At 41.1% G+C, this 10121-nt stretch carries 10 protein-coding genes, 1 pseudogene and 1 riboswitch; of the genes and pseudogenes, 7 read left to right on the forward strand and 4 right to left on the reverse strand.

Annotation, left to right across the window (positions count from 1 at the left end):
• The first annotated feature begins 74 nt into the window (after positions 1–74).
• The 3 genes from JCM19033_RS06885 to JCM19033_RS06895 are packed head-to-tail and all read left to right on the forward strand — an operon-like array spanning position 75 to position 2528.
• The gene (locus JCM19033_RS06885; protein WP_157049776.1) at positions 75–1034 is read left to right on the forward strand and encodes a hypothetical protein; all 960 of its coding nucleotides are present in this window, start codon (positions 75–77) and stop codon (positions 1032–1034) included.
• A gap of 50 nt (positions 1035–1084) precedes the next feature.
• The gene (locus tag JCM19033_RS23255) at positions 1085–1573 is read left to right on the forward strand and encodes a hypothetical protein (RefSeq protein WP_054635767.1); all 489 of its coding nucleotides are present in this window, start codon (positions 1085–1087) and stop codon (positions 1571–1573) included.
• Positions 1455–2528 (forward strand): SbcC/MukB-like Walker B domain-containing protein, encoded by a 1074-nt coding sequence (locus tag JCM19033_RS06895; RefSeq protein ID WP_083465307.1) that lies wholly within the window; start codon positions 1455–1457, stop codon positions 2526–2528. Before JCM19033_RS23255 ends, JCM19033_RS06895 begins: the two co-directional genes overlap by 119 nt.
• A 156-nt stretch (positions 2529–2684) precedes the next feature.
• On the opposite strand, the gene JCM19033_RS23260 is transcribed toward JCM19033_RS06895, so the two are convergent.
• The 3 genes and pseudogenes from JCM19033_RS23260 to JCM19033_RS06905 form a co-directional block, all read right to left on the reverse strand.
• Positions 2685–2855: a serine protease gene (locus JCM19033_RS23260; protein WP_157049777.1), complete on the reverse strand. Its 171-nt coding sequence runs from the start codon at positions 2853–2855 to the stop codon at positions 2685–2687.
• Between the two features lie 21 nt (positions 2856–2876).
• Positions 2877–4616: pseudogene (gene thiC / locus JCM19033_RS06900) on the reverse strand (phosphomethylpyrimidine synthase ThiC).
• 177 nt (positions 4617–4793) lie between these two features.
• Positions 4794–4909: riboswitch (TPP riboswitch) on the reverse strand.
• Positions 4910–5014: 105 nt separating this feature from the next.
• A complete protein-coding gene (locus JCM19033_RS06905; RefSeq protein WP_054635769.1) occupies positions 5015–5233 on the reverse strand; it encodes a hypothetical protein in 219 nt (72 codons plus the stop codon).
• Positions 5234–5423: 190 nt separating this feature from the next.
• On the opposite strand from JCM19033_RS06905, the gene JCM19033_RS06910 reads away from it, so the two are divergent.
• The 4 genes from JCM19033_RS06910 to JCM19033_RS06925 all read left to right on the forward strand — a co-directional run bounded on the left by JCM19033_RS06910 (position 5424) and on the right by JCM19033_RS06925 (position 9680).
• Positions 5424–6854 carry a spore germination protein gene (locus JCM19033_RS06910; protein WP_054635770.1) on the forward strand — a complete coding sequence of 477 codons (1431 nt, stop codon included), beginning with the start codon at positions 5424–5426 and terminating at the stop codon, positions 6852–6854.
• Positions 6855–6864: 10 nt separating this feature from the next.
• Positions 6865–7953 (forward strand): GerAB/ArcD/ProY family transporter, encoded by a 1089-nt coding sequence (locus JCM19033_RS06915; RefSeq protein ID WP_054635771.1) that lies wholly within the window; start codon positions 6865–6867, stop codon positions 7951–7953.
• A complete protein-coding gene (locus JCM19033_RS06920) occupies positions 7950–9044 on the forward strand; it encodes a Ger(x)C family spore germination protein (RefSeq protein ID WP_054635772.1) in 1095 nt (364 codons plus the stop codon). Before JCM19033_RS06915 ends, JCM19033_RS06920 begins: the two co-directional genes overlap by 4 nt.
• Before the next feature lie 210 nt (positions 9045–9254).
• Complete coding sequence (locus JCM19033_RS06925) at positions 9255–9680, forward strand: GNAT family N-acetyltransferase (protein ID WP_054635773.1); 426 nt, start codon at positions 9255–9257, stop codon at positions 9678–9680.
• Between the two features lie 111 nt (positions 9681–9791).
• Here the strand turns inward: JCM19033_RS06925 and JCM19033_RS23265 are convergent, their stop codons facing one another.
• Positions 9792–9935: a hypothetical protein gene (locus JCM19033_RS23265; RefSeq protein ID WP_157049778.1), complete on the reverse strand. Its 144-nt coding sequence runs from the start codon at positions 9933–9935 to the stop codon at positions 9792–9794.
• Positions 9936–10121: the final 186 nt, after the last annotated feature.

A 10121-nucleotide genomic window follows, 5' to 3' on the forward strand; every position in this document is an offset into this window, starting at 1 on the left:
ACGCAGAAGAAGTGCAGTCCTGGACAGAGAGCTTTAAAAAGTGGGAATGTGAAAGAGAAAAAAGGATAAAAGATGTGAAAGATGCTTCTGACCGTGAAAAAGAAGCAACAGAAATCTATGAAAAGGCCAAAGCTTCCTTAAAAGAAAAGCAGCCGCGCTTACAATCAAAGCATGTAGAACTCAGTCAGGCAAAAGAAACAGAAATGAAGCTTCAAAAAGAACAAGAGGCCTATGAAAGGCTCCAGCAAGAAAGTAAGTACCTTTTTGAGAAGCAAAGCAGGGCTCAGCAAAACTATCAAAAAGCAAAATCAGACCATAAGAAATATGTTGATGTTCAAAAGAGTATGAAAGAAGAACTAGCAGATCTGGAACCACAGCAGAGTGCCAAAAAAGAAATCTATCAGGCATATGAAGCTAGTCAAAAGGTTTTACAAATACAAAGCAGAGCATCAGAAGAAGAAGAAGAGGTAAAAAAGAGAAATAAATCGCTGAAAGAATTGGAAGAAAGGATTGAAAAACAATCCGCAAACTATAAAGGTGCTGAGGACACGGGAAAAGAACGTTTTACTCAGATTTTTCGCTGGTATGAGAGAAGTGCTCAAGAAGAGAGAAACATAGATTCTTTTCGAAAAGCTCTGCAAAAAGAAAAAGCCAGTCAGCAGGAAGAAATGGAGGCAAGAAGAGCAGAAGCTTTGGCTCATCAGCTTGTCAGCCAGTTGAAAGAAGGTGAGCCGTGTCCGGTATGCGGTTCCCGGGAACACCCCTCTCCTTCTAAGGAAGCACAACACGCCTCAGTTGACTTCAAGAATATCATCGAGAAGCTTAGCAGCTGGGAAGAAACAGCAGCACAGGCGAAATCAGAAATTGGGCAAAGAAAGTGGAAGCTGGAACAAATGTCAAGCAGCTTACAGAAGGATTTTCTGCCGAGGTTGCTGCAGCAACAGAGGAAGAAGAAAGTGAAGAAAGTGAGGGTTTCCCTTCACTTGATGACAACAGGTGGGAGGAAAAAGCATCCTATAAACTTTCTTCCTTAAAGCAAGAAGGACTTACAATAGAACATTTAGAGTCTCTAGTAAAAGATGACATGAAACGGTTTACGGATATAACCAATGAGATAAACCAGCTTGAAGCGGAGAAGAAGTCCGAAGAAAAAGCCAGAAACGCTGCTCAGGAAAAAGTATCTGAGCTTCATGGAAATGCTGATAACGAAATGCAAAAGTGGGAGGAGCTGTACCCTTCCTTATCTTTTCATTCCATTAAAGAAGAAAAGAAAAAGGTGGAGGGACAGGAAGAGCAGGCAGTCATCCTTCGTCAGAGAATCGAAAAAAGCGGACCATTTATTGAAAGAAAAGAAGAAGAGATTGCCCAACTAGAAAACGAGCTTACTCAATGCCAGCTAAAGGAAGCGTCCTTAAAAAGAAAAGCTATCCGGAAAAACAGAACTTATTCGCGAAATGAAAGGCTATATTTCTCACCTTGCCGGTACAAAAACCATAGATGTGCTACTCCAGGAAGTAAAAGCCGCTTTAACCGAGTTAGAAGAAAAAGAAGAGAGCAGTTTGAATGCTCTTAATAAAGCCAAAAGCCTGCTGCATCAGGCGGAGAATGAAAAAGCAGCAGCCGAGCAGGCATGTAAGGATGCAGAGCAGCGTTTAGCCGAGGCTTCTGCTAAATGGGAAGAGCATAGAAAACATACAAACTTTATATCAAAGGAAGAAGTAAGAGCTGCCGTGCTTGGCCAGGATAAACGAACAGAGTATGAAAACTACATTCAAGACTTTTATGAAAAAGAAAAACAGTTTCTTCATTTGATTAACGAGTATACAGAGCAGCTGGACAATCGGACAGTAAGTGAAGAACAGTTGGAGGAAACAGAAGAAAAAGTAAGTCAAACTAAGATCCTGGTAGACCAGCTTAGAGAACAATCTGGCGCTGCCCAGGAAGTGTTCCGTGATATTACAGAGAAACATAAGCGTTATAAGGAGTGCCAGAAGGAAATAGAAAAACTGGGCGAAGCATTTTCGAAATACCAGAAATTAGAAAAAGTGTTTAAAGGGAAGGCATTTGTTGAATTTATTGCTGAAGAACAGCTGGAGCAGGTAAGCAAAGCAGCATCGGAGCGCCTTCATGTATTAACAAGAGGAAGGTATGCTATTGAAGTTGATTCTTCAGGAGGATTCGTGATAAGAGATGACAGCAATGGCGGGGTTAAGCGACCAGTATCTACTCTCTCAGGAGGGGAGACATTCCTCACGTCACTTGCTCTTGCACTTTCTTTGTCCGCTTCTATCCAGCTAAGGGGCGAACACCCTCTTGAGTTTTTCTTTCTTGATGAAGGGTTTGGAACCTTGGATCAGGAGCTCCTTGAAACAGTCATTTCTGCTCTGGAAAAGCTTCAGGCTGATAAATTATCAGTCGGTGTCATCAGCCATGTGCCTGAACTGAAAGAGCGTCTTCCAAGAAAGCTTACAGTCACACCTGCTGAATCCGGCGGTAAAGGCAGTACGGTTTCTCTGGAATCCATGTAAGGTAACCGCCAGGTAAAATCTGCAAAATAACGTACTAAATAAGAGGGGGATCCAATCCGCCTCTTATTTAGTGTAGGTTGAAAAATAAATCTTACCAGCAAAATCACTTTCAATTGCCAGATGGCTGTCTGGCTTTGTTATCTAATGATTTGCTTTTTAATAATAAAGAACCTCGACTTTTCCACAGTGAGCACATCTTTTATAGTATTGATAATCAGTATACTGATGGAAGCAGCTTGCCTGGATTTCTGCTAAGGCATTTTCCAGCCTGGTCAGCTTTCCTTGCACCAGAGCAATCTCTCGCTTTATATCCTCTGCTTTGTTCATTTAATCACTCCTGTCCCTTCCCTACTGATAAAGGCTTCCGCCTGTTTCTTTAAATTGGTTTGCTTTCTCTTTCAGGCCTTTTTCTACAGCTTCAGCAGTTTCAAGGTCATGTTCAGAAGCATAACGCCGAATATCATGGGAAATACGCATACTGCAAAATTTAGGGCCGCACATGGAACAAAAATGAGCAGTTTTTGCACCTTCAGCTGGCAGGGTTTCATCATGATATTCAAGGGCACGGTCAGGGTCAAGAGAGAGGTTGAATTGATCTTTCCAGCGAAATTCAAACCGTGCTTTTGAAAGAGCATCATCCCTTTTCTGGCACCTGGGTGGCCTTTGGCAAGGTCTGCTGCATGGGCTGCAATTTTGTAAGTAATGACTCCTTCACGGACATCGTCTTTATTTGGCAGTCCTAAATGCTCTTTAGGAGTTACATAACAAAGCATAGCCGTTCCATACCATCCGATCATAGCAGCCCCGATAGCAGACGTAATATGGTCGTAGCCTGGAGCAATATCAGTAGTCAGCGGCCCTAAAGTGTAAAAGGGTGCTTCGTCACAAAGGGCAATCTGTTTATCCATATTTTCTTTAATTAAGTGCATAGGTACATGACCCGGGCCTTCCACCATTACTTGAACCTCATGCTTCCAGGCAAGTTTCGTTAGTTCACCAAGAGTTTCCAGTTCTGCAAACTGGGCCTCATCATTAGCATCGGCTATTGAGCCTGGACGAAGCCCATCACCTAATGAAAAAGATATATCATAAGCTTTCATAATCTCACAAATGTCTTCAAAATGGGTGTACAGGAAATTTTCTTTATGGTGAGACAAGCACCACTGAGCCATAATAGAACCACCTCGTGATACGATCCCTGTCATGCGGCTGGCAGTTAAGGGAACGTATCGAAGCAGAACGCCTGCATGAATGGTGAAATAATCCACACCCTGCTCAGCTTGTTCAATAAGAGTATCCCGGTAAATCTCCCAGGTAAGGTTCTCAGCTACTCCATCCACTTTTTCGAGTGCCTGATAAAGAGGAACGGTGCCGACGGGAACGCATGAGTTTCGAATGATCCATTCTCTTGTTGTATGTATATCCTTTCCAGTTGATAAGTCCATGATAGTGTCCGCTCCCCATTTGGTGGCCCAGGTCATTTTTTCAACTTCCTTATTAATGGAAGAAGACACTGCAGAGTTACCTATATTAGCATTTATTTTGACGTGAAAGTTTCTGCCGATAATCATGGGCTCTGTTTCCGGGTGGTTAATATTTGCTGGAATAATAGCTCTTCCCTCGGCTACTTCCTTTCGGACAAATTCTGGATCCATCTGTTCCCGTATAGCGATAAATTCCATTTCAGGGGTTATGATACCTTTTTTAGCGTAATGAAGCTGGGTTACATTTTTTCCTTCCTTAGCTTTTAGAGGATTTCGGGTAAGTCCGGGAAAAACTTTCTCAGCGCGGGGATCGGAAATATCTTTATAGCCGTTATCCTCGGCTTTCAATTTCCGGCCTTTGTATTCTACGGTATCTTTTCGTTCATTAATCCAATTGTGGCGAATTGGTGTGAGTCCCGCTGTAACATCAGCTTGATAGGAAGGGTCTGTGTATGGTCCGCTAGTATCGTACACACGGACAGGTTTGTTTTTTCTTCCCCGACTGTGCCAGTAGTGGGGAAAGTCCGATTTCTCTCATTGGAACTTGAATGTCTTTTCTTGAACCTTGAATGTAGACTTTTTTACTGCCTGTAAAGCTCGACATGATAGACACATTCTGCTCTTGCAATGAAGATGATGGGGTTGTCATAAAAAATCTCTCCTTGTTAAAAATTAATGGAAAAGGACGAGATCAGGAGAAAACAGGCGGGATAACACAAAAAAGCCGGTTCCTAAAATAGGGGACCGGCTTTGTATGCAGAAGTTGATAGTGGTAATCATTAGCTGTCAATCTAAACTTCCCCACGCTGGTATGAACCAGATCAGGTCCGAAGGGTCAAGAAACCTCATCGCGTTTCTCTCTCAGCCTGCGCTTTGCAGACACCCCTAGTTTGCAATATTCCATTTGTTATTCATTATAAGGAGAGATGACAGAAAAAGAAAGGAATAATTCCATATTTCTGAAAACAGTGAAAAAGGCATCGTCAAATAGAACTGCTTTTTTTAGTGAGGTGTAAGTTCTTTTTTAACCTTTCGTACGACACCGACTACTTCAAAATCCTTGCTTGACAAGGTATCTTTCTGCCTGCAGGAAGAACAGGTGACATGTTGATCCATTTTTTCTGCACGGAATTCTTTATTACAATTTTTACATTTCACGATATGGGGTTCATGAGTGTCTCCTACACAATCAAAACGGATTACTTCTGTTGCATCAGTCATGAGGCTATTCCTCCCCTGTGTTTTTACCCACCTACTTCCCCGGTTTAAAAATAATTAATCCTAAAAATGCAATAGAGTAAGGGATCATTCTAAAACACAGTAAGGTTTCTTTAAAGTGAATATTCATGGCTATTTACATAAATTGTGCCAATATGTGCAAAGTAAATAAAAACGGGGGAGGTGTGTTTAATTGAAAAAAGCTTCTCTGTTAGATAAGCAGGTAGAGATAGTAAAAAAGGGTCTGAATGATACAGATGATTTGATGTGCCTGTCCTTGCCTTATTTTCATACTGAACTGTCTGTCATGTTTCTTGAAACAAGAGTGAAACGAGTTGAATTTGAGAAGCAAGTACTTGACCATCTTAAGCCAGAAACTAAAATAGCAGACGTAAAAGCAAAGATAGCTAAAACTGAATGGGCTCAAACAAAAGACTTATCTTATATTATTACAAGAATTGCAGAGGGCTACGGAGCAGTGATCATAGAAGGGGAGGACAAAGCCCTCTTATTTGATGTAAGCCAGACACCTGAACGAGATGTGGAAGAACCGGTAAACGAGCAGGTTATTCGTGGGTCCCACGCCGGATTTGTAGAATCATTAGATACAAACTTAAACCTTTTGCGTGTCGTCATCAAAAACCCGGATTTGACTGTGAAATTCTATAAAATTGGGGAACGAACCGGCACTAAAGTGGCGATAGTCTATATTAATGGTTTAGCCAAAGAGGAGTTGTTAACTGAACTGGCCGACAGGATCACTTCCATAAAAGCAGATGCCGTTAATGCTCCCAGTTTTACTGAGGAGTTTATTGAGGATGAAGCTTTTACGCCGTTTCCTCAATTTTTAAACACAGAAAGAATAGACAGAGTAACTGGAAATCTTCTTGAGGGAAGAGTGGCTGTTATGAGCGACGGAAGTCCCACCGCCTTGATCTGTCCGACTACCTTTTGGGCTTTTTATCAATCTCCGGATGATTATAATAGCCGCTGGATGATGGGGACGTCTTTTCGTTTGCTGCGTTTGTTAAGCTTTTTAATTTCTGTTTCCTTGCCTGCTCTCTACATTTCGATTGTCTCCTTTCACTTTGAAGTGATACCTGAAGGGATGACGCTTATGATTAAGGAGTCCATTGACCAGATTCCATACCCTCCCTTGATTGAAGCTTTTATCATGGAAATCACCATAGAATTGATTCGGGAGGCGGGGATCAGGCTTCCCAGCCCGGTGGGACAGACCATCGGCATCGTAGGCGGACTTGTTATTGGAGACGCGGTGGTTAATGCAGGCTTTGTATCCAATGTGATGATTATTGTTGTAGCAATTACGGCCATTGCCTCTTTTGTCGTCCCAAACAATGAAATGAGTATGTCAGTGAGGGTTCTTCGCTTTCCCTTAATGCTTGCTGCAGCTGCCTTTGGATTAATTGGTATTGTGTTTGGCCTAACTCTCATCTTGATCCACATGTGCGGGTTAAGATCCTTTGGTACGCCCTATTTATCACCGCTTGCCCCTTTATCATTCAGTGAGTTGAAGGATAGCGTCATTCGCGGGCCGTTATGGAAAATGAACACTAGACCTTTTGGCAGTCAGGCTCTTGATAAAACGAGACAGGGCAAATGAGGGAGCGAGTATGAAAATGTTATCACCTTCCGAGATTACTCCTTTTCAACTGTTTTTTATTATTATTCAAACACAAATCGGTGTGAATATTCTTTCCCTCGCCTATACGGTATCAGATGAAGCAGGATGGAACGGGTGGATGGCCATTCCGTTAGGCGGGTTATTTACCGCTATAATAATGATTGTCATTTGGGCCGTTTATAAGAGACAGCGGTCGTCGTTATTTGAGATGGCTCCTTATCTGATTGGCAAAGTACCTGGAGCATTCTTAAATACATTGTATACCTTGTTTTTTTTAGTCATAGCTGCTGTGGCTCTTGTTTTATATGCAGAGGTCATAACAAAATGGATATTTCACCATACACCAGTCTGGGCTGTGCTCCTCATTATGGTCATTAAAGCGGTGTACCTTGTGCAAAAGGATGTACAGGTAATGGCTCAGTTTTACGTAATTATATCCGGGGCTCTGATTATATTAATTGCTGCGATTTGTGTAGGGCTTTTTGATGTAAACATAAATTATATCCGTCCTTTCGGGCAGAATTTGGATTTGCCTTCTTTATATCATGGAATGAAGTCATCCATTCTGGCCATTGTCGGCTTTGAGCTTGTTCTTATCTTTTTTGCACTGACTAAGGGGACGATGAAGCAAAAGTTAAAGGCCTCACTTGCCGCAAATTTATTTGTTACTGTGCTTTACACTATTTCAGCAGTTATTCCTATGATGTTTTTTAGTCCAAAGGAAATAGAGATCGTTCCTGAACCCGTTGTATACATGCTTAAAGCGTACAGTACACCGGTGTTTGAAAGGATTGATCTTGTTTTTTTAGCTATTTGGATTGTCTTTGTTTTAACCTCCTATTCCACTTATGTATTTTTAGCTTCCAAAGGTGTAACCACTCTTTTTCCAGCCATAAAATACAAAACAGCGGTTTTAGTTGTTGCTTTGTTGTCGTATTTACTGGCGCTTATACCTAGGAACCAGCTTTTCATCGATATGGTAACGGAGTGGGCCGGCAATATAAGCTTTCTCTTTATCGCAGGCTTTCCCATTTTTTTATACATCTTCAGCCTCCTGCGAAAAAGGAGGCCGGTATGAAACGAGGTTTGATTTGCTTCATTATACTCCTGGCTGTGACTGGGTGCTGGGATCAGCGACTGTTGAAAGATTACACGCTAGTAAAAGCGATCAGCATTGATATTACTGAAGATAAAAGGTACATTACTACGGTTTCTGCTCCTCTTCCGGGAGGAGAGGGAGAGGGTGACCAGGTTGTTTCTACAGAAGGATACACGATGGGTGAAAATAAAATATTATTAAACCGAAAAATGCCTGAGCAGGTAGATGACAGTAAGCTTAAGGTCCTTCTTCTTGGAGAACGAGCAGTAGAAGAAGATATCTTTCCTTATTTAGATCGATTTTACCGGAATCCCCAAAGCGCCTTAGATGCCCGGGTAGCCGTTGTCAAAGATAAAGCACAAAAAGCATTGTTTTTTTCAAATAAACATAAGCCAGAAACCCCTGATTACATTAGTGAGTTAATGGAAAGCGGAGAAGTTACCACTCTGATACCAAAACTAAATATTCAATTTATTTGTCCATTACTCTTTGATGAGGGGCACGACCTTCTTCTTCCTTCGCTTAGAGTAACGGCAGAGGATATCGAAATTGACGGCTTAACGATGTTTAATGGAAGAAAAAAGGCTGGAGAGTTAACTTCTGAGGAGAGCACATTGTTTCTGATGTGGAATAACCAGACGGGAAAGGAAGTGGAATTTACTTTTAAAGTGGGGGACCAAAATGAAAGGAACCTTAATTTTATTCATGTTTCTGTCATGGAAATGACAAGAGATCTTGACGTGGAGGTGGATGATTCCACGCAAGAAGTCGATGTTTTTATGAATATGGAACTGATGGTAAATGTAGATGAGTATCCTCCAGACGACTTGCTTGAAAGAGAAGTAACAGCTTCCTTAAACCAGCTGATGGAACAACAACTCGAAGAACAAAGCAAAGAACTCTTTGATAAAATGAAAGAAGTTAACTGCGATGGACTAGGAATTGGAAGGAAAATAATAGCAAACGATTATAGTTTTTGGGAATCGGTTGAGTGGTCAGAAACCTTTCCAAAGGTCAATTTTCATCCGGAGGTAACTGTAGAAATTGAACAGACAGGTATTGTGAATTGATGTATATCTTTGTTTTAGGCTGGTGGACTGCGGGAGCCTTTGCTTTCTTCCTCCTCGGGAATAACCAATCGCCGGGCTCACGGCTCATGCTGTTTCCGAAAGCATCTCCCGCTTTTATACGCAACAACATGATTTATAAAAAATCAACATTGGCCTTTAATGGATTCTTTTACTAAAATGAAAGGTATTATAATCTTCAGGAGGAATAGCATGAGTAAGGAATTCAAAATCAGGACATTTACTATAAACGACTATGAGGAAGTGTATGAGCTCTGGGAGCATGCAGAAGGTGTAGTGTTAGGAAGCTCTGATACGAAAGAAAGGATTCATATGTATTTAATAAGAAATCCTGATTTAAGTGTCGTTGCGTCAGAAGGAGGAAGAATTATCGGAGCTCTGTTGGCAGGGCATGATGGCAGAAGAGGTTATCTGCATCATTTGGCTGTTCATCCAGATTGGCAAAGAAATGGATTAGGTAAATCTTTAACAGAAGAGGCTCTTAAAAGGTTAAGAGAAGATGAGATAGAAAAATGCCATGTGTTCGTACTTAATGATAATGAGAAATCAGACAAGTTTTGTGAGTCGATAGGGTTTTCAAAGCAGACTCACTTTCATGTGAACTCTATTAATCTTTGAATGCCGAATGGCAATTCTATCTGTACTTTAGAAAAATGGCGGATGGCTGACGGCTTCATATTGTCTTGTCTTTTTATGGGCAAGGAGGTCTATACGGGCGTAAGAAATTGTTCAAAGCAGATGATCTTCCACAGTAACCATGTGCAAATTAAAATGATTTCTTACTACAGCATGGTGTGGCAAGCCGTCTTTACAATGGCAGCTCATCATTTCCCAATTATTATTTACAATATAAAGCTGGCCTATAGTCTTCATGATAAACTCTTCAATCCATATTTATATTCTATATAATAGAAGTGATTTTTTATTAACAAATAGTATAAATTACCAGTCGAACTTGTATTGTGTTTTGTTCCGCAGGATGATATATTTAATATCTTGCCGCAGCAAGTCATCAACAAGGCAAGAAAAACAAAAAAGTTATTGACACCATATTGCGAA

This window comes from Thalassobacillus sp. C254 (assembly GCF_001310615.1).